Here is a 16,594-nt window from a genome sequence, read left to right as displayed (position 1 = left end):
CTGATGATATGGCTGCTATCGCTGCGCTGGATACAGGCAAGACGCTATTTTCCGATCACAGAGATGACAGCATGGTAAAACGGATTATAAACTGGATGAAGGATAATACCCCAAAACAATAAAAACAAGCCTATTTTTCGATTACGGCGATCCGTAATTGGCCAAAAGGCGGCAATTAAGAGACGAGAATTTATAAAACGCGATATTAGCTAGCGTAAATTTAAACGCGAAAGAAAATTTAATAAAGGAGAAAAACATGGAAAATCAAATCTGGCTTATCACAGCCGCTACGGGCGGCTTTGGAGAGAGTCTGGCAAAATACGCTCTAAGTAGAGGCGATAAGGTCGTCGCCACGTCAAGAACGATGAAAAAACTAAATGAGAAATTCGGCGGCGAGAGCGAGAATTTTTTGCCGTTCGAGTTAAAATTCGAAGGCGATCTGCAAGTTAAATTTAAGGCGCTGGTGGAGGCGACGCAGAAAAAATTCGGTCGCATCGATAACCTCGTGAATAACGCCGGATACGGACTTTTAGGCATAGTCGAGGAGACAAGCGAGGCTGATTTAAGGACGTAGTTTGAGGTAAACGTCTTTGCGCCATTTTTACTAACGCAGGCCGCGCTTAAACTAATGCGTCCGCAAGCGATAAAAGACGGCGGTAGCGTAGACAAAGTTGTCGCTCGTATCTTTAATCTAAGCTCGATCGGCGGCTTTCGCACGAGCGGGGCTAGCATGCCTTATTATATGAGTAAATTTGCCGTTTCCGCGCTTAGCGAGGGGCTAAATTTGGAGTTAAATCAGTTCGGTATCCGCGCGATAAACGTCATGCCGACGGGCTTTAGGACGGAATTTTTAGGCGATAGCCTTAAAACCGGTGCGAATGCGATCAGAGATTACGATGAGTTTAGAAGCGCTACTATCGAGAAATTTAAGGCTTACAACGGCAAACAGCCGGGTGATCCGACGACCTTTGGGCCCGTGATGTTTGAGATCTCGCGCCAGGCTATGCCTGCACAGTATCTTTTTATGGGCTCGAGCGCCTTTAAAAACGCCGAGCAAAAAATGGCGCTCGTGATGGCGGATATGAATGACACAAGAAGCATCGCAGGAGAGGCGATGGACTTTAAGGACGCGACGGCGTCGGCGTTTGATAAGCCCATGAGAAATAAATAGTTTTACGTTTCGTTAAGCGACCTACTTTGCGAGTGCCTTTGAGTGACTTTTACTTTTTGGCGCTCGTCTGCAAGTTGCAAGACAAGCCTTGCCAAAAAAGGAGCAAAGATGAAATTTTTGGATTATTCCAGTAGTTCACGCCGCTTTAAATTTAAACACGGCAAAGGAGCAAACGATGGTGAATTTTAACGAGCTTCCGCACGCGGCAAAGCTTAGCGGGGCACTAAGTGATAAGCAGCTAGCGCTAGTTAGCGTGGCTGCTTATGCGGCAGCGGCAGATGCGGACAAACTAAAAGGCGCGCTGCAACGCTCTAAAAGCAGAGCTTAGCGTGAGCGAGATCAGAGAGGCGCTGTCGCATCAAAGCGCCTATATCGGCTTTCCGATGGGATTAAACGGGCTCATACTTTTTAACGACCTCGTAAAAGAGCGCGAGGCGGCGGGCATAAAGGACGTTGCCGGCAAAGACGCGAGCCCGGTTACTGTGGACAGCGATTTTTACGTGCTTGGAGAGCAGACGCAAAAATACATCTTCGGGAGCGATTATTCTGGTACGGTACTTTTTGACGCGCCTGCGGTCGATCACGGACTGAAGACCTATCTTTTCGGCTATCTTTTTAGCAGGGATAATTTAGGCTTTTTAGACGTGAGATTATCACCGTCTCAACACTGGCGGCGCTAAATAACGTCAATATGCAGCTAAAATCGCACCTGGGCGGAGCTAGAAATTTAGGCGTCACAGACGAGCAACTCGAGAGAATTTTTAAAATTTTAGGTGAATGCGTAGGCGAAGCAAAGGCGCAAAACGCAAGGGAAGTCCTAAAAAGCATTTAGCGACCTCTTTTATGCGGCGTTTTATCTTATGACACTTCGCCTCGAAATTTAGCGGTCAAATTTTGGCAAGAACAGATGAGATGAAAGAGAAAGGAAAGCAAAATGAAAGAACTAAGCAAAATAATGGCTGGAGCGCTTGCTATGTGCTCCTTTGCGGCTGGTCAAAGCGCGGCGGGAAATATAAAATTTGAGCCGCAAAAGACGCTCGTAGTCTATTTCTCCGCAGGCGGCAATACGGCCAGAGTGGCAAATTTAATAGCACAAAATTTAGGTGCCGAGATAGTCGAGCTAAAGCCCGTGCAGCCCTACACGAACGCGGATCTAAACTACAACGATCCAAAAAGTCGCGTTAGCCGCGAGCATGATGATACGTCGCTTAGGAAAGTGTCTTTAGCTAACGCCAAAATCGAAGGCTGGGAGAACTACGATGTCGTTTTCGTAGGTTATCCGATCTGGTGGTATGATGCGGCGTGGCCGATCTTTGAGTTTATAAAGAACAACGATTTTAGCGGTAAAAAGGTGATCCCGTTTTGTACCGTCTATAGCTCGGGGCTCGGAAATAGCGATAAAAATTTAGCCCAAATGGCCGGAAGCGGCGAGTGGCTAGCGGGGAAGTGCTTCGGCGAGAGAGCAAGCGAAAAAGAGATAAAAGAGTGGCTTACGAAATTTTAGGCGACTTTTGCACTTTGGCTTTAAATTTGTGATTAAATTTAAAGCCAACATAATGAAGATTTCTTAAAATTTTAAGTACGGTAGCGATACTGCGTGCATTAAATTTAAACACACGGGAAAACATCGCGAAAAGTATAAACAAAGGAGAAAGGATGCAGGAAAAGCAAGTTTTAGTTAAAAAGGAAAATCTCGCCGTCTATGACAAGGTTAGCGATAAAATTTTTGCAGGCGGGCTGCCGAAAGTCACGCTGCTTTTCGGCGCAACGCCTTATGCAAACGCAGGAGCAGCGCTGGTACATTTTCCACGCGGAGTACGCACGGCGTGGCACACGCATCCCGCGGGGCAAAATTTAATCGTAACGCAGGGTAAAATTTACACCGGTACGGCGGACGGCGTCGTACAAATCGCTCGTGCTGGCGACGTAGTGCTCTGTCCGCCTGGCGTCAAACACTGGCACGGAGCCGGACTGCAAGAAGACGGCGAGCATATCGCGGTAACCTTTGAAAAGGAGGATAAAAGCGTAATGTGGCTGGAGCATCTAAGCGAAGACGAGTATAAAAGTCTCATCGAAAAAGCGGACGCAAAGGGCGCGGAGTAGTATCCTCCAGATAGAATTTACGGCAGTTGCAGGTAAATTTTTACGTGCCGCTGCGTATTTAAATTTACCCCTCGATGCTAAGCAGATCGCCGAAAATTTCTTTGCAATACTGAATGAAGCGCTTGGGAATTTTGACGCCGCAGATATCCACGGTGATGACGCTGTCTTAGATCTCAAAAACGATAAGCTCGCTAGTGATTTTCACCGCCTTGCAGCCGTTATAGCATACGTCGCCATTGCCTCTGCGTATAAGCCGTTGTTCGGCACGTCTGCGTCCTCGTACCGCCCGAGCTTGATCGGTCTTTGGAAAAGCAGATAGTTCTTATAGTCGTACTTGTCGTCCGCAAGGCCTATCATATAATAATTCTCGGCGCTGTTTTTGGAAGCTGTCGCAATACCTGCTTTAAAATTTAGTCTAAACATAAATTCTGCTTTGGCAAAAAACGGCAAATTTTACCGCTTAAAATTTACACGAGCTGCGCGCCCCTGCCTTTTACGATCTCGCCGATGACGTAGCCGTCGGTGTTAGCGAGCACAAAGTCCGCGTTTTGCTTCGGGGCTACGACGATCATACCTACGCCCATGTTAAACGTCCTCATCATCTCTGCAGGCTCGACCTTTTGCGCGATGATTTTAAAGATCTCAGGCGTGCGGATCGCGGCATGCTCGATCTTCGCGCCCAGCCCCTGTGGAAATACGCGCGGCAGATTTTCCACGATACCCCCGCCCGTGATGTGCGCGAGTGCGTGGATCTTGTCTTTTAAATTTAAAAAGTCGCCGACGTAAATCCTGGTCGGTTCCAAAAGCACGTCGATGAGCGCGCGACCGCCGATTTTCTCGTCAAATTTCAGCCCTAGCTCGGCAACTACTTTTCGTGCAAGCGAGAAGCCGTTTGAGTGCAGGCCGCTGCTAGGAAGCGCGATGAGCACGTCGCCCTCGCGGACAAATTTTGAACGGTCGATCTCGTCCTCTTCGGCGATACCCACGGCAAAGCCTGCAAGGTCGAAGTCGCCCTTTTCATACATCGAGGGCATCTCCGCCGTTTCGCCGCCGATCAGCGCGCAACGGGCGAGCTTGCAGCCATCGGCGATACTTTTTACGACCTCTTTGGCATCTGCGATCTCGAGCTTCGCCGTCGCGTAATAGTCAAGGAAAAATAGCGGCTCGGCGAAGTTGCAGATGAGGTCGTTTACGCACATCGCGACGAGGTCCTGCCCCACGCCGTCAAATTTACGCGCGTCGATCGCGAGTCGCAGCTTTGTGCCTACGCCGTCGGTGGCGCCTAGGATCGCAGGTTTTTTGTAGCCTGCAGGCAGCCTCACCGCACCTGAAAACGAGCCGATACCGCCCAAAACGTGCGGAGTTTGCGTCGCTTTGACGAACGGTTTTATCGCCTCTACGAAGTCATTTCCCGCGTCTATATCGACGCCAGCGTCTTTGTAGCTTATCAAATTTTATCCTCCAAGATGGTATAATTTCGCAGATTTTAGCTAAAATCGAATAAAAACGCTATAAAGGCCCACCTTGAAATTTAAACACGCCGTCGTCATCACGGGCAGCATCGGTAGCGGCAAGAGCGCGGTTTGCGAGCTACTTCGTGATCGCGGATTTGAGATCATCGACGCCGATAAGATTTCGCATTGCGTCTTGGATCGCTGCGCCGCGCAGGTGGCTGAAATTTTCGGCGCGCAATACGTCGTGCAGGCTGAAAATTTGAGCTTACAAGCAGAATTTAATAATAGACAAGATGAGGCAAATTTGACCCCGACCCTTGCCTCGGTGGACCGCAAAAAGCTAGGCGAGCTGGTGTTTAAAAACCCAGCAGAGCTAGCAAAGCTAGAAGCGCTACTGCATCCAAAAATAACGGCAGAAATTTTATCGCAGGCGCGGGCTTTGGAGGCAAAAGGAAGGCTTTATTTCGTTGATATTCCGCTGTTTTTTGAGGGCAAGAGATATGAGTTTTTCGATAAAGTGGCGGTTGTTTATGCGCCTAAAGATACGCTGATTTCGCGCGTGATGAAGCGAAATGGGCTCGATCATGCCACTGCAAAACACCGCGTAGAGCTACAAACGGATATTGAGCAAAAGCGCGCTATGACGGACTTTGTGATAGACAATAGAGCCGATCTTACCGCGCTTAAGACCGCGGTGGAGAGATTTTTAAAAGAGCTAAAAGATAAAATTTAGCCCTTTGCGCGAGAGCTCGTAAAATTTCTACGCGAATTGAGATGAGTTGAAAATAAAGGAGAGACGATGAGGATCGGTAGCTGTGCCCAAAAGGGCGCTAAATTTCAAAATTTTAAAAGTGCGCTGCTTAAAGAGCGGCTAAAATTTACGGCGCGAGCGGTTTTGCTATCCGCGCTGTTTGCGACGGGTGCTACGGCGGAGATCAACGATCTAAGGAAGGGCTGCGCCGCTGGGAGCGAGATGGATTGTAAAAAACTAAGCCGCGTGATAAACGAGCTGCAGCGCAACTGCGACGCCGGCGGCGAGGAAAACGCGCTGGATTGCGCAAATTTGGGCTATGCATACGACTCAAATAGAAGCTTCAGGCAGGCCGCGCGCTATTACGACAGGGCGTGCAAGCTCGGCGAACAGAAGGGCTGCGTCTATTTGGGGCTGCTCTACAACGACGGGCAGGGGGTGGCGCAGGATCGCAAGAGGGCGAATGAGCTTTTTAGCGACGCCTGCAAGAAAAACAGCAGCGAGGGGTGCGCGAGCCTTGCATACAACTATAAAAAGGGGCTCGGCGTCTATCCAGACACGAAAAAGGCGATCGAGCTTTTGATCAAGGCTTGCAAGATGGGGCAGGTCGAGGCGTGCCACAATCTCGGGCTTAGCTACGCTCTCGGCGACGGCGTGAAAAAAGATGTGGGCAGGGCTAGGACATTTTTTACGAGGGCTTGCGAGCAAGGACACGTGGATTCGTGCGTAAATTTAGGCGTCACGTATTTTAAAGGCGACGGCGGGCAAAAGGATCACGCCCTTGCTGCGAAGTATTTTAGCGAGGCGTGCGAGAAAAGCGACGAGCCGCTAGCCTGCTCAAATTTGGCGTATCAATACGAAAAGGGCTGGGGCGTGACGAAAGATAAAAAGAGGGCGCGCGAGCTTTATGAAAAAGCTTGCAAGCTCGGTAGATTTGATGCTTGCGAGCATTTGGAGACTATGAGATGAGAGGCTCTAACATCAAGCGCGAAAAACGCATAACAAAATGGGCTTACGAAAGAAGATACGTTAGTAAATTGAGTCTTAGTAAAGCCTAGGAATAAGCGATACGCTTAAATTTAGATATAAGTAAAATTTTAATAAAGCGTTAGTGAGCGTTAGTAATTTTAAAAATTTGCGAGGTAGATAATGAAAATTTCAAAATATAATGCGAGCGGAAATGATTTCGTAATATTTACGGATTCAGTTAAGGCGGATAGATCCAAGCTAGCGCGTGAGCTATGTGATAGGCGTGATGGAGTAGGCGCTGACGGGCTCATCGTCGTGCTACCGAAATTTAACGGTATCGAGGGGATAAACTTTGAGTGGGAATTTTACAATAGCGACGGCAGCAGTGCCGATATGTGCGGCAACGGCTCGCGCGCGGTATGCATGTATGCGTATGAGAATTTTTTGGCCGCGCAGAGTATGAAATTCCTAAGCGGCGCAGGCGTAATTAGCGGCGAAATTTTCGGTATTTTCGGCGGAAATTTGAGCGAGAGTATGCGCGGCGAGCTACGCAATGTAAGCTTCGGTGAGATTTTCAATCTGCGTCCTAACGCTCACGCGTTAGTAGCTAACGTAGAGGTAATGTTAACTCATCCTAAGCGCCTTGGCGAAAGCTTTGAGGAGGCAGGGCTAACGTGGTATTTTTATAACACAGGAGTGCCGCACTTGGTAACTTTTGTTAGCGATTTAAATGAGTTCGACGCCGCGCTAGCCCGCGATCTGCGTGAAAAGTATAACGCTAACGTTAATTATGCGTTAGTTCAAAGTCGCCTCGCAAGCAAAATTTTAAAAGTGCGCACCTTTGAGCGTGGCGTAGAAGCCGAAACTCTCGCATGCGGTACGGGGATGGCAGCATGCTTCATCGCAGGCGTCGAAAATATGGGGCTAGCTCCCGACATCCGCGTGATACCTGCAAGCGGTGAAACGCTAAATTTGCGCTTAGGGGATGGAGGCAAAATTTACTTTCGCGGCGACGTTAGGCATACTTTCGATGGCGAATTTATTGGATACGTGGAGTAGGCAGGGCAAAATTTCGAGCCGGTTTGCGCGAGAATCCGTGAAATTTTCGAGTGCGATTTATGCAAGATTTCGCTTTTCGCTCCGTTTTATAAAATAATAGATTTACAATACGACATTGGAATTTTAAAATTTTATGATGATGAAATTTTAGAATTTTCGGGGATGGTTTGGGTGAGAATTTTAATTGCGAAGTAAAATTTGCCGTCTCATTGCAAAATTTAATTCCTAAATCTCGGAATTTTATGAAATAAAATTTTAAAATTTTGGTGCGCGGAATTTTGCTACTAAATTTAAAATTTTTGCTTGAATTTCACATTTGTATCGCATTAATTTGGGCTTTTGTGGAATTTAGCATTATAAATTTACGCTGTAGTCCGCTCGTTTGGTTTATAAATTTTGCTACCGCCGCAAAAATTCCGTCGTGTTCGCACTAGAGAAATTCCGCCACTGATAGCAGAAAGCGTGGCATCAAGCGCAAATCCTCACTGCGGGTAAAATTCTGTCATTGACGATAAAAGCTAGATTTATCGATACGACAATTCTTGAAGCGCGGTAGAATTTACTAACGACTATAAAAGCATAGTGTGGTTACGGCGAAATCTAAAATTTGCGCCCGCCGAATTTCGCCGCGCCGTCATTTTGTCGTTTAAATTTTAAATTCCATCCGCGTCGGTTTCGTCGAAACTAGGCATAAAGCCTGATGATTAACTCTCTGGCGAGCGCTAAAATCACGACGAAGATTGTAAATTTTAATAAAGATTTTTGTCGTATCGCGACAAGCATGACGATGCCAAATAAAACGAGCGCAATATCTAAAAATGTATCTTTCATACGCTTAATTGAAATTTAATCAAAATGCTAAGTATGATAAGAAGTATTATAAAGCGCAAGATTGAGCGCATGGAGGATAGATCACCAAATTCTTTGTCATATTCCTTTTTTACCTCCCACTCAGCTTTCCATGCGAACATTTTTACTATAAAATCCAGCATTTTCATCTCCTTTTTTTAAGGCGAGTCGCATAAAAATGAAATTCTGTCGCTCTACGTGAAATTAAAGAATTCTATCTAATTGGCGCTTAAAATTTTTAATTTTGAACTATTTATCGGCGTTTTGGACGAGGGCTTTTTCGTATTTTTCGATAAAGCTTCGTCCTGACTCGCATAGACGGTAGGTGAAAATCTTCGACGCCTTGCCCGCATCAAGCCCCGTGTCCTTAATGCTTTCGCGCTGCAGATAGCCCCAGTTTTTATGAATTATGTCAAGAGTCGATTTGATCGAGGTGTAGTTGCGCCAACTCGCAGCTGCGAATTCGTTCACGGGTCTCATAAACTCCGCATCGCTTTGCTTATTGCGACACAAAAGCCCATCTTTGCCTTGCGATTCGACCAGTTTTAGCGTTTCATAAATGAGTTTGTCTTTTAATTTGATCATCGGCTTTCCCTTATATAATTGATATGGGTTTGCCAAAATTATATCATAAAATTTGTATTTTTATGATATGAGATGTCAATAAATCAGAAGCTAAGCACGAATTCATGAAACGGCACGACATCGCAGCGAATACCCTCAATCTCGAGCCTACCGGAGTTTGTCATAGAAACGACTTTTAAGCTCGTGATGCCGAGCCTCTTGAGCACGCTTAAAATTTTACGAAATTTTAAAAAGATAATGTCCGCGTCGCTGAAAGGAATGACGAGAACCCCCATCTTTATAGCAGGCAGGTAAAAATCCAGCTCTTTTGTGTAAAAAATCGGCGTATTTAGCCCCAAAAGCTCGCAAAAAAGGACGTTGGCAAATTTTTTGGAGAACTCCTTTTTGCTTGTTAAAATTTCGCGCATATTAAAATGCAAAAAATATAGCTTTTTTGCGCGCGCAGGCTCGCCCGCCTTGTTTAAAAATCTGATGAAATTTTCCCGCTCAAGCTTGGCGATGGTGCCGTAGACGGCGTCTTTGGAGATCTTGATGCGCGGCTTTAGCGCGGTATAAATTTTATTTGCGCTAAATGCGGTGTGAACGAAGCTTAGGCACTCTTTGAGGATTAAAATCTCCGTGCGGCTAAAGTTTGCCGCAAGCAGCCTCTGCTCGAATTCTAAAATTTCAGCGGGGGTTATGAAGGGGTTTTTTGCGCCGCCGCCTTGGGCTAAAAACGCCGAAATCATCGAGTTTATCTCGTTGTGACGCTTGTCGAAGGCGATAAATTCTTCAAACGAAAGCGGCAAAAGCTCAAGCCGCTCAAAGCCCGGCAGGATCAACTCTCTATCGCGAGTAGAGATGATGAAACGCTTTAAATTTAGCCCCTCGGCGAAGCTTTGAAGCGATGAAATTTCAAAATCGGTGCTACTAAAATTATCCAGAAAAAGCGATGAAATTTGCTCGTTGGCGGCTAAAAATTCTTTGATCTCGCAGAAGAAATTCTCGCTCCTGTTTTTTGTGCTGTAGAACTCCGCATTTTTTATGTTGTTTGAGCCGCCTGTGCTTGCGTTTTTTATATCTGTATTTTTTACGGCGACGCGGTAAAATTCGCCCGTATCCGAAATTTCCGCGTCTAGCGTAGCTTCCCCACTTATTTCATTCTCATTTGCTTCGCTAGCCTTTGTATTGTCCGCACTATTTCTAGCCACAAAAATTATATCATTCGCTACTGCCCCCTCAAGGCGTAGATCAGCTAAATTTAGATATAAAATTTCGTCTTTTTTAAGTTCTGAAATTTCATTTTTCAGCACGGCGCTTTTGCCAGAATTTAGCACTCCATAGATTATGGTTTTGGGCGAGTCTATACCTCTTTTGCGCGGGATAAAGCCCGCAAATTCCGGCGGGTTTTCGTAAAAAAAATTTAGATCATTCATATCAAGTATTTTAAAATTTTCCTTATTAAAAGGAAATAAATCTGAAAAATTCTATGAAATTTTTATATCTATTTCAAATTTATCTAAAATTTTTGTATTGAAAATTTCCGATACTCTAAAAAATTTTCGAAATTCTATATATTTTTCCTTATTAAAAGGAAATTTTTCCATAAAATTTGGCTATTTTCTTGACAAAGCCGGAGCGCTTTTATATAATGTGCGTCTTTTGTTTGAAACAAAAGGTCGCGCGTTGCGACAAGTTCTTTTTAAGGAAAAGCAGATGCAAAAAATTAGGTTGAAACTCAAGGCATATGACCATAGAGTTTTAGATCGCACGGTTGCGGCCATAGTAGAAGCCGTCAAAAGAACGGGTGCGGATGTAAGAGGCCCTGTTCCTATGCCCACAAAGATCAAGCGCTACACAGTTTTAAGATCTCCGCACGTAAATAAAGACTCCAGAGAGCAGTTTGAGATGAAAATTCACGCTCGTATGCTAGACATCGTAGCGGCTACGCCAGATACGGTTGATTCGCTAACTAAGCTTGATTTGGCTCCGGAAGTCAACGTCGAAGTTCACGCGATGGGCAAATAAGGGGTAAAACAATGGAATATATTGTAGAAAAAATAGGTATGAGTAGGACGATCGACACGAGCAGCACGCCCGTGACTCTTTTGCGACTTATTAATACCAAAATTTGCGAAGTTTGCGATGAGAAAAAAGCTATCGTAGCCTACGCAGACGGCAAAGCGTATAACAAAGCTATCGCCGGAATTCAAAAGAAATATAGCCTAAGCAAGGAATTTAATAAATTTGCGACTCTAAGCTTAGAAAATGCCGAGCTTGGCGATCAAAATTTAGATATTTTGAGCGAAGCCAAGATCGTCAAAGTAAGCTTTAAATCCAAGGGTAAAGGTTATCAGGGCGTTATTAAGCGCCATGGCTTTGCGGGCGGTCCTGCAGCGCATGGTAGCCGCTTCCACCGAAGGCCTGGTTCTATTGGCAACTGCGAGTGGCCCGGTCGCGTTCAGCCCGGTATGAGGATGGCGGGACACACTGGAAACGAAACGATCACTGCCAAAAACGAAGTCGTAAGCTTTGATGCCGAGAATAAAATTTTGGTGCTTAAGGGCTCGGTTCCTGGATTTAACGGCGCAATGGGCAGAATAAGGATAGTAAAATGAGTAAAGTAAGCGTGCTTAACGAAAAACTGGAAAAAGCAAGCGAAATTGAAATCCCTGCGAAATTTTCGGAAGTCAATTCGCACAATCTATATTTGTACGTCAAATCTTACCTTGCTTCGCTTCGTGCAAATACGGCTAACGCTAAAACTCGCGCCGAGGTTAGCGGCGGCGGTAAAAAACCGTGGCGACAAAAGGGTCGCGGTGGCGCACGTGCGGGCTCAACCAGAACCAATGTCTGGGTAGGCGGCGCGGTCGCATTTGGTCCGACTAATGAGCGAAATTACGAGCAGAAGGTTAATAAAAAGCAAAAACGACTTGCGCTGGAATTTGCTATCAATGAGAAAGCAAACGAGGGTAAAATTTTTATCTTCGACGATTTGGAGCTAAAAAGCGGTAAAACTAAAGATGCGGCAAATTTTATTAAGAAACTAGGCGTTAGAGATGCGCTGATCGTTAAAAACGAGCTGGACGCGCAAACTCTTTTGGCCTATAGAAATCTTAAGAATTGCTATGTCATCGATGCAAGCGAGGTCAATGCTTACCTAATTGCAGTTTACGGCTCGGTCGTATTCGAAAAAGCGGCATTTGAATCAATAGTGAAAGAGGACTAAAATGGCAGATATAACAGATATCAAAACGATCCTTTATACGGAAAAGTCTCTCGGTCTTCAAGAAAACGGCGTGGTCGTTATCCAAACTAGCCCGTCGGTTACGAAAAACGGACTAAAGAGCGTTTTAAAGAACTATTTCGGGATCACTCCGCTAAAGATAAATTCTTTAAGACAGGACGGCAAATTAAAAAGATTTAAAGGCAGAACTGGCGCTAGAAACGATGTGAAAAAATTCTACGTCAAACTACCTGAAGGCGTAAGCCTAGAAAGCGTGGAGGCGTAAAATGGCGATTAAAACTTATAAACCGTATACTCCAAGTAGAAGATTTATGACAGGGCTTAGCAGCGAGGATATCACTGCAAAAGCTAGCGTTAGAGGCTTGCTCGTTAAAATTCCTGCCGCTGCCGGAAGGAACAATAACGGTCGCATTACTAGCCGCCATAAACAAGCTGGAGCCGCTAAACTTTATAGAATTGTCGATTTTAAGCGAAATAAATTCGGCGTTGCTGGCAAGGTTGAGGCAATCGAATACGATCCGAATCGCAACTGCCGTATCGCATTGATCTCATACGCAGACGGCGAGAAGCGCTACATTATCAAGCCTAACGATCTTAATGTGGGCGACGTAGTAGCCGCTGCCGAGGGTGGATTAGATATTAAACCCGGCAATGCTATGAAGATGAAAAACATCCCTGTAGGAACTATTCTGCATAATATCGAGTTAAAACCTGGCAAAGGTGCTCAAATGGCACGTAGCGCCGGAGGTTATGCTCAGCTTATGGGTAAAGAGGAAAAATATGTAATTCTACGTCTGCCTAGCGGTGAGATGAGAAGAGTACTTGCAGAGTGCATGGCCAGTATCGGCGTAGTGGGTAACGAAGAGTGGGCAAACGTCGTCATCGGCAAAGCCGGACGCAATCGCCATAGAGGTATCCGTCCTCAAACCAGAGGTTCTGCAATGAACCCGGTCGATCACCCACACGGCGGTGGCGAGGGTAAGAAAAACTCCGGCCGCCATCCGGTAACTCCGTGGGGCAAACCGACGAAGGGCTATAAAACTCGCCATAAAAAAGCGAGCGATAAGCTTATAATTTCAAGAAGGAAAGGAAAATAAAAATGGCTAGATCGCTAAAAAAAGGTCCTTTCGTAGATGATCACGTAATGAAAAAAGTCGTTGCGGCAAAGAAAGCCGGCGATAACAAACCGATCAAGACTTGGTCGAGACGAAGCACGATCGTGCCTGAGATGATCGGACTTACGTTTAACGTTCATAACGGAAAGAATTTTATCCCGGTTTACGTCACCGAACATCATATCGGTTATAAATTAGGCGAGTTCGCTCCTACGCGCACTTTCAAGGGCCACAAAGGCTCCGTGCAGAAAAAGATCGGCAAGTAAGGATAGAATATGAGTAAATCAACTATTAAATTTGTTCGCCTTTCGCCGACAAAAGCAAGACTTATAGCGAAGCAAATTCAAGGCATGAATGCGGAATTTGCCCTTGCTACTTTGGAATTTACGCCTAATCGCGGCGCGAAATATATCGCTACGGCGATTTCAAGCGCGGTCGCAAACGGCGGCTTTGAGCCTGAAGAGGTCGTAGTTACCAGCTGCCGAGTGGATGCGGGTCCCGTACTTAAGAGATTTCGTCCGCGCGCCAGAGGTACGGCTAGCCGTATCCGAAAGCCTACTTCGCACATCATCGTCGAAGTAGCAAAACCAAGTAAGAAGGAAGCGTAAATGGGACAGAAAGTAAATCCGATCGGTTTAAGATTAGGAATTAATCGAAATTGGGAGTCTAGATGGTTTCCTTCTAAAGCGACGCTTTCCGAAAGTATCGGCGAGGATTACAAGATCCGCAAATTTTTAAAAGCTAAGCTTTATTATGCGGGAATTAGCCAAATTCTTATCGAAAGAACGGCTAAGAAAATTCGCGTAACGATCGTAGCCGCAAGGCCGGGTATTATCATCGGCAAAAAAGGCGGCGAGGTCGAAAATTTAAGAAGCGAAGTCGTTAAGCTAGTCAATAAAGACATAGCCATCAATATCAAAGAGGAGCGCAAAGTAGGCTCGAACGCACTTTTGGCCGCAGAAAACGTAGCCATGCAGTTAGAGCGCCGCGTTGCATTCCGCCGCGCTATGAAAAAGGTCATCCAAGGCGCTCAAAAAGCAGGCGCAAAGGGAATTAAAATTTGCGTCGCAGGTCGCTTGGGCGGTGCAGAGATGGCTAGAACCGAATGGTATTTGGAGGGACGCGTTCCGCTTCATACTCTAAGGGCTAGGATCGATTACGGCTTTGCCGAAGCGCATACGACCTATGGTAATATCGGTATTAAGGTTTGGATCTTTAAGGGTGAAATTTTACAAAAAGGCATCCAGGCTGAAAAGACCGATGATGCGCCTAAAAAAACACGCAGACCAAGAAGAGGTAAATAGTTATGTTGATGCCAAAAAGAACAAAATACCGCAAGATGATGAAAGGTCGCAATCGCGGCTATGCGACGAGAGGAAATTCCTTGACGTTCGGCGATTTCGGTATCAAAGCGGTAGAGGCGGGTAGGGTAAATTCTCGCCAGATCGAAGCGGCTCGTGTCGCGATGACGCGCTTCGTGAATCGTCAAGCTAAAATTTGGATTAAGGTATTCCCAGACAAACCGCTTACCAAAAAGCCTCTACAAACTCGTATGGGTAAGGGTAAGAGCGGCGTAGAGGAGTGGGTAATGAATATAAAACCGGGTAGGATCATTTTCGAGATGACCGGCGTTAGCGAAGAGGTTGCTAAAGAGGCGCTTATGCTTTCGATTCATAAACTACCTTTTAAAACGAAAATCGTAAGTAGGGAAAGCGAAAATGAAATATACTGATTTGAAAGATAAAGATTTAGCTGAGCTAAATTCTATGTTGAAACAAAGTAAGTTGCTTTTATTTACGGCTAGACAAAAGCTAAAGACTATGCAGCTAAGCAATCCTAACGAGATTCGCGCTATCAAAAAAGATATCGCTAGAATCAACACCGCTATTAAAGCGAAATAAGGATAGGTTATGGCATTTAAAAGAGAAATTCAAGGCGTAGTCGTAAAGAAGGCGGGCGATAAAACAGCTACCGTTTTGGTAGAGCGAAGGGTTATGCACCCTAGATATAGAAAGATCGTAAAAAGATTTAAAAAATATCTGATCCACGATGAAAACAACGTCGTAAAGATCGGTGATACCATATCTGCGATCGAGTGCAGACCGTTAAGCGCTAGAAAATCGTTTCGCTTAAAAGCGGTTTTGAAAACAGGAGTTGAATAATGATACAGAGTTTTACCAGACTTGCGGTAGCTGATAATAGCGGCGCAAAAGAACTTATGTGTATTAAAGTTTTGGGCGGCAGCAAAAGAAGATACGCCACAATCGGCGATATCATCGTTTGCTCTGTAAAAAAAGCGCTCCCTAACGGCAAGATTAAGCGCGGTCAAGTAGTAAAAGCCGTAGTCGTTCGTACGACTAAAGAGTTGCACAGAGGCAATGGCTCGCTAATTAGATTCGATGAGAACGCAGCCGTTATTTTGGATTCAAAAAAAGAGCCGATCGGCACTCGTATTTTCGGTCCTATCGGTAGAGAGGTCAGATACGGCGGTTTTATGAAGATCGTTTCGCTGGCTCCGGAGGTTTTATAATGGCAGTAAAATTTAAGATTAAAAAAGGCGATCAAGTAAAGATCATCGCAGGTGACGATAAGGGTAAAACAGGCACTGTTAAGGCAGTGTTTCCTAAAAAAGCTCAAGTTATCGTCGAGGGTTGTAAAATGGCTAAAAAGGCTATCAAACCAACCGAGCAAAATCCGCAAGGCGGCTTTACAAGCAAAGAGATGCCTATGGATATTTCAAACGTTGCGTTGGTAGAGGGTTGATTATGAGCAGACTAAAAGATAAATACGCTAATTCCATCAGAGCTGCTTTGCAGAAAGAATTTGATATAAAAAATCCTATGCTTATCCCGGCGCTTGAAAAGATTGTTATCAGCGTAGGAACGGGCGAATCGAGCAAAGATCAAAAAGTGCTTCAAAATATGGCCGATACTATCTCGCTGATCGCAGGCCAAAAAGCGCTTATCGTCAATGCAAAAAAATCGGTTGCCGGCTTTAAAGTGCGCGAAGGTTTCCCAGTAGGCATAATGGTTACGTTACGAAAAGAGCAGATGTTTGCTTTCCTAGAGAAACTGATCTCTATCGCGCTTCCTAGAGTTAAGGATTTCCGAGGACTACCTAGAACGGGCTTTGACGGACGCGGCAATTATAACTTCGGTTTGCAAGAGCAGCTGATGTTCCCTGAGGTTGAATACGATCAAATTTTAAGAACTCACGGTATGAATATAACCGTCGTAACGACTACAAATAATGATAAAGAGGCATTTAAATTGCTAGAGCTATTCGGCATGCCTTTTGCAAAAGGAAAATGAT

At 45.3% G+C, this 16,594-nt stretch carries 25 protein-coding genes and 2 pseudogenes; 23 read left to right on the top strand and 4 right to left on the bottom strand.

Annotation, left to right across the window (positions count from 1 at the left end; translation table 11 throughout):
* Nucleotides 1-256: 256 nt before the first annotated feature.
* The 6 genes and pseudogenes from Q0393_RS03880 to Q0393_RS03860 all read left to right on the top strand — a co-directional run bounded on the left by Q0393_RS03880 (nucleotide 257) and on the right by Q0393_RS03860 (nucleotide 3,274).
* Nucleotides 257-1,171, top strand: a pseudogene (locus Q0393_RS03880) (SDR family NAD(P)-dependent oxidoreductase).
* Nucleotides 1,172-1,346: 175 nt separating this feature from the next.
* A complete protein-coding gene (locus tag Q0393_RS03875; protein WP_297950173.1) occupies nucleotides 1,347-1,499 on the top strand; it encodes a hypothetical protein in 153 nt (50 codons plus the stop codon).
* Between the two features lies 1 nt (nucleotide 1,500).
* Nucleotides 1,501-1,851 carry a hypothetical protein gene (locus Q0393_RS03870; protein ID WP_297950175.1) on the top strand — a complete coding sequence of 117 codons (351 nt, stop codon included), beginning with the start codon at nucleotides 1,501-1,503 and terminating at the stop codon, nucleotides 1,849-1,851.
* An 11-nt stretch (nucleotides 1,852-1,862) separates the two neighbouring features.
* On the top strand, nucleotides 1,863-2,003 hold the full coding sequence (locus tag Q0393_RS10755; protein ID WP_367179171.1) for a carboxymuconolactone decarboxylase family protein: 141 nt from the start codon (nucleotides 1,863-1,865) through the stop codon (nucleotides 2,001-2,003).
* A 102-nt stretch (nucleotides 2,004-2,105) separates the two neighbouring features.
* The gene (locus Q0393_RS03865) at nucleotides 2,106-2,675 is read left to right on the top strand and encodes a flavodoxin (RefSeq protein WP_297950177.1); all 570 of its coding nucleotides are present in this window, start codon (nucleotides 2,106-2,108) and stop codon (nucleotides 2,673-2,675) included.
* A 152-nt stretch (nucleotides 2,676-2,827) separates the two neighbouring features.
* Nucleotides 2,828-3,274 carry a cupin domain-containing protein gene (locus tag Q0393_RS03860; protein WP_297950179.1) on the top strand — a complete coding sequence of 149 codons (447 nt, stop codon included), beginning with the start codon at nucleotides 2,828-2,830 and terminating at the stop codon, nucleotides 3,272-3,274.
* Nucleotides 3,275-3,475: 201 nt separating this feature from the next.
* On the opposite strand, the gene Q0393_RS03855 is transcribed toward Q0393_RS03860, so the two are convergent.
* Both Q0393_RS03855 and purM read right to left on the bottom strand, forming a co-directional pair.
* Entirely contained in the window at nucleotides 3,476-3,697 is a 222-nt protein-coding gene (locus tag Q0393_RS03855; protein ID WP_298978018.1) for a hypothetical protein, read from the bottom strand.
* A 44-nt stretch (nucleotides 3,698-3,741) separates the two neighbouring features.
* Nucleotides 3,742-4,725, bottom strand: a complete 984-nt coding sequence (purM, locus tag Q0393_RS03850; RefSeq protein WP_298978017.1) for a phosphoribosylformylglycinamidine cyclo-ligase — start codon at nucleotides 4,723-4,725, stop codon at nucleotides 3,742-3,744.
* A gap of 73 nt (nucleotides 4,726-4,798) precedes the next feature.
* Between purM and coaE the strand changes: the two genes are divergently transcribed.
* From coaE to dapF, 3 genes are all read left to right on the top strand, one after another.
* On the top strand, nucleotides 4,799-5,461 hold the full coding sequence (gene coaE / locus Q0393_RS03845; protein ID WP_298978016.1) for a dephospho-CoA kinase: 663 nt from the start codon (nucleotides 4,799-4,801) through the stop codon (nucleotides 5,459-5,461).
* Nucleotides 5,462-5,527: 66 nt separating this feature from the next.
* Nucleotides 5,528-6,448: a tetratricopeptide repeat protein gene (locus Q0393_RS03840; protein WP_298978014.1), complete on the top strand. Its 921-nt coding sequence runs from the start codon at nucleotides 5,528-5,530 to the stop codon at nucleotides 6,446-6,448.
* Between the two features lie 180 nt (nucleotides 6,449-6,628).
* Nucleotides 6,629-7,507, top strand: coding sequence for a diaminopimelate epimerase (gene dapF / locus Q0393_RS03835; RefSeq protein ID WP_297997472.1), 879 nt, complete (start codon nucleotides 6,629-6,631; stop codon nucleotides 7,505-7,507).
* A 1,098-nt stretch (nucleotides 7,508-8,605) separates the two neighbouring features.
* On the opposite strand, the gene Q0393_RS03830 is transcribed toward dapF, so the two are convergent.
* Together Q0393_RS03830 and Q0393_RS03825 are read right to left on the bottom strand one after the other, a co-directional pair.
* Nucleotides 8,606-8,941 carry a hypothetical protein gene (locus tag Q0393_RS03830; RefSeq protein ID WP_298978011.1) on the bottom strand — a complete coding sequence of 112 codons (336 nt, stop codon included), beginning with the start codon at nucleotides 8,939-8,941 and terminating at the stop codon, nucleotides 8,606-8,608.
* An 83-nt stretch (nucleotides 8,942-9,024) separates the two neighbouring features.
* A complete protein-coding gene (locus Q0393_RS03825) occupies nucleotides 9,025-10,356 on the bottom strand; it encodes a hypothetical protein (protein ID WP_298978009.1) in 1,332 nt (443 codons plus the stop codon).
* A 280-nt stretch (nucleotides 10,357-10,636) separates the two neighbouring features.
* On the opposite strand from Q0393_RS03825, the gene rpsJ reads away from it, so the two are divergent.
* From rpsJ to rplE, 14 genes and pseudogenes are all read left to right on the top strand, one after another.
* Nucleotides 10,637-10,948: a 30S ribosomal protein S10 gene (gene rpsJ, locus Q0393_RS03820; RefSeq protein ID WP_291939283.1), complete on the top strand. Its 312-nt coding sequence runs from the start codon at nucleotides 10,637-10,639 to the stop codon at nucleotides 10,946-10,948.
* 11 nt (nucleotides 10,949-10,959) lie between these two features.
* Entirely contained in the window at nucleotides 10,960-11,538 is a 579-nt protein-coding gene (rplC, locus tag Q0393_RS03815; RefSeq protein WP_298978007.1) for a 50S ribosomal protein L3, read from the top strand.
* Nucleotides 11,535-12,149 carry a 50S ribosomal protein L4 gene (gene rplD, locus Q0393_RS03810; RefSeq protein WP_005869006.1) on the top strand — a complete coding sequence of 205 codons (615 nt, stop codon included), beginning with the start codon at nucleotides 11,535-11,537 and terminating at the stop codon, nucleotides 12,147-12,149. Before rplC ends, rplD begins: the two co-directional genes overlap by 4 nt.
* Nucleotide 12,150: 1 nt before the next feature.
* A complete protein-coding gene (locus Q0393_RS03805) occupies nucleotides 12,151-12,432 on the top strand; it encodes a 50S ribosomal protein L23 (protein ID WP_298978006.1) in 282 nt (93 codons plus the stop codon).
* A gap of 1 nt (nucleotide 12,433) precedes the next feature.
* Entirely contained in the window at nucleotides 12,434-13,264 is an 831-nt protein-coding gene (gene rplB, locus Q0393_RS03800; RefSeq protein WP_298978005.1) for a 50S ribosomal protein L2, read from the top strand.
* 2 nt (nucleotides 13,265-13,266) lie between these two features.
* Nucleotides 13,267-13,548, top strand: a complete 282-nt coding sequence (gene rpsS / locus Q0393_RS03795; RefSeq protein ID WP_005869002.1) for a 30S ribosomal protein S19 — start codon at nucleotides 13,267-13,269, stop codon at nucleotides 13,546-13,548.
* Nucleotides 13,549-13,557: 9 nt separating this feature from the next.
* Nucleotides 13,558-13,869 (top strand): annotated as a pseudogene (rplV, locus tag Q0393_RS03790) (50S ribosomal protein L22); the annotation flags it as partial.
* Between the two features lie 21 nt (nucleotides 13,870-13,890).
* Entirely contained in the window at nucleotides 13,891-14,586 is a 696-nt protein-coding gene (gene rpsC, locus Q0393_RS03785; RefSeq protein ID WP_005868997.1) for a 30S ribosomal protein S3, read from the top strand.
* 2 nt (nucleotides 14,587-14,588) lie between these two features.
* Nucleotides 14,589-15,014 carry a 50S ribosomal protein L16 gene (gene rplP, locus Q0393_RS03780; protein ID WP_005868996.1) on the top strand — a complete coding sequence of 142 codons (426 nt, stop codon included), beginning with the start codon at nucleotides 14,589-14,591 and terminating at the stop codon, nucleotides 15,012-15,014.
* The gene (rpmC, locus tag Q0393_RS03775) at nucleotides 15,001-15,183 is read left to right on the top strand and encodes a 50S ribosomal protein L29 (protein ID WP_005868995.1); all 183 of its coding nucleotides are present in this window, start codon (nucleotides 15,001-15,003) and stop codon (nucleotides 15,181-15,183) included. The genes rplP and rpmC overlap by 14 nt, the downstream gene beginning before the upstream one ends.
* Nucleotides 15,184-15,192: 9 nt before the next feature.
* The gene (rpsQ, locus tag Q0393_RS03770) at nucleotides 15,193-15,444 is read left to right on the top strand and encodes a 30S ribosomal protein S17 (protein WP_005868994.1); all 252 of its coding nucleotides are present in this window, start codon (nucleotides 15,193-15,195) and stop codon (nucleotides 15,442-15,444) included.
* Entirely contained in the window at nucleotides 15,444-15,812 is a 369-nt protein-coding gene (gene rplN, locus Q0393_RS03765) for a 50S ribosomal protein L14 (RefSeq protein WP_005868993.1), read from the top strand. Before rpsQ ends, rplN begins: the two co-directional genes overlap by 1 nt.
* Complete coding sequence (gene rplX / locus Q0393_RS03760) at nucleotides 15,812-16,045, top strand: 50S ribosomal protein L24 (RefSeq protein WP_005868992.1); 234 nt, start codon at nucleotides 15,812-15,814, stop codon at nucleotides 16,043-16,045. Before rplN ends, rplX begins: the two co-directional genes overlap by 1 nt.
* 2 nt (nucleotides 16,046-16,047) lie before the next feature.
* Nucleotides 16,048-16,593, top strand: coding sequence for a 50S ribosomal protein L5 (rplE, locus tag Q0393_RS03755; protein WP_298978003.1), 546 nt, complete (start codon nucleotides 16,048-16,050; stop codon nucleotides 16,591-16,593).
* Nucleotide 16,594 lies beyond the last annotated feature (1 nt).

It is taken from the genome of uncultured Campylobacter sp. (assembly GCF_938015785.1).
In the GTDB taxonomy this organism is placed as follows: Bacteria; Campylobacterota; Campylobacteria; order Campylobacterales; family Campylobacteraceae; genus Campylobacter_B.
This window is presented reverse-complemented; position numbering and strand designations above follow the sequence as displayed.

What these genes read in the sequence shown, in the direction of transcription:
- rpsQ (WP_005868994.1), top strand. Translation starts at nt 15,193, where the DNA reads ATGGCATTTAAAAGAGAAATTCAAGGCGTAGTCGTAAAGAAGGCGGGC.
- Q0393_RS10755 (WP_367179171.1), top strand. Translation starts at nt 1,863, where the DNA reads ATGCAGCTAAAATCGCACCTGGGCGGAGCTAGAAATTTAGGCGTCACA.
- rpsS (WP_005869002.1), top strand. Translation starts at nt 13,267, where the DNA reads ATGGCTAGATCGCTAAAAAAAGGTCCTTTCGTAGATGATCACGTAATG.
- rpmC (WP_005868995.1), top strand. Translation starts at nt 15,001, where the DNA reads ATGAAATATACTGATTTGAAAGATAAAGATTTAGCTGAGCTAAATTCT.
- Q0393_RS03875 (WP_297950173.1), top strand. Translation starts at nt 1,347, where the DNA reads ATGGTGAATTTTAACGAGCTTCCGCACGCGGCAAAGCTTAGCGGGGCA.
- Q0393_RS03805 (WP_298978006.1), top strand. Translation starts at nt 12,151, where the DNA reads ATGGCAGATATAACAGATATCAAAACGATCCTTTATACGGAAAAGTCT.
- rpsJ (WP_291939283.1), top strand. Translation starts at nt 10,637, where the DNA reads ATGCAAAAAATTAGGTTGAAACTCAAGGCATATGACCATAGAGTTTTA.
- dapF (WP_297997472.1), top strand. Translation starts at nt 6,629, where the DNA reads ATGAAAATTTCAAAATATAATGCGAGCGGAAATGATTTCGTAATATTT.
- rplP (WP_005868996.1), top strand. Translation starts at nt 14,589, where the DNA reads ATGTTGATGCCAAAAAGAACAAAATACCGCAAGATGATGAAAGGTCGC.
- rplD (WP_005869006.1), top strand. Translation starts at nt 11,535, where the DNA reads ATGAGTAAAGTAAGCGTGCTTAACGAAAAACTGGAAAAAGCAAGCGAA.
- rplX (WP_005868992.1), top strand. Translation starts at nt 15,812, where the DNA reads ATGGCAGTAAAATTTAAGATTAAAAAAGGCGATCAAGTAAAGATCATC.
- rplE (WP_298978003.1), top strand. Translation starts at nt 16,048, where the DNA reads ATGAGCAGACTAAAAGATAAATACGCTAATTCCATCAGAGCTGCTTTG.
- Q0393_RS03840 (WP_298978014.1), top strand. Translation starts at nt 5,528, where the DNA reads ATGAGGATCGGTAGCTGTGCCCAAAAGGGCGCTAAATTTCAAAATTTT.
- Q0393_RS03825 (WP_298978009.1), bottom strand. Translation starts at nt 10,356, where the DNA reads ATGAATGATCTAAATTTTTTTTACGAAAACCCGCCGGAATTTGCGGGC.
- rplN (WP_005868993.1), top strand. Translation starts at nt 15,444, where the DNA reads ATGATACAGAGTTTTACCAGACTTGCGGTAGCTGATAATAGCGGCGCA.
- Q0393_RS03865 (WP_297950177.1), top strand. Translation starts at nt 2,106, where the DNA reads ATGAAAGAACTAAGCAAAATAATGGCTGGAGCGCTTGCTATGTGCTCC.
- rplB (WP_298978005.1), top strand. Translation starts at nt 12,434, where the DNA reads ATGGCGATTAAAACTTATAAACCGTATACTCCAAGTAGAAGATTTATG.
- rplC (WP_298978007.1), top strand. Translation starts at nt 10,960, where the DNA reads ATGGAATATATTGTAGAAAAAATAGGTATGAGTAGGACGATCGACACG.
- Q0393_RS03860 (WP_297950179.1), top strand. Translation starts at nt 2,828, where the DNA reads ATGCAGGAAAAGCAAGTTTTAGTTAAAAAGGAAAATCTCGCCGTCTAT.
- Q0393_RS03830 (WP_298978011.1), bottom strand. Translation starts at nt 8,941, where the DNA reads ATGATCAAATTAAAAGACAAACTCATTTATGAAACGCTAAAACTGGTC.
- rpsC (WP_005868997.1), top strand. Translation starts at nt 13,891, where the DNA reads ATGGGACAGAAAGTAAATCCGATCGGTTTAAGATTAGGAATTAATCGA.
- Q0393_RS03855 (WP_298978018.1), bottom strand. Translation starts at nt 3,697, where the DNA reads ATGTTTAGACTAAATTTTAAAGCAGGTATTGCGACAGCTTCCAAAAAC.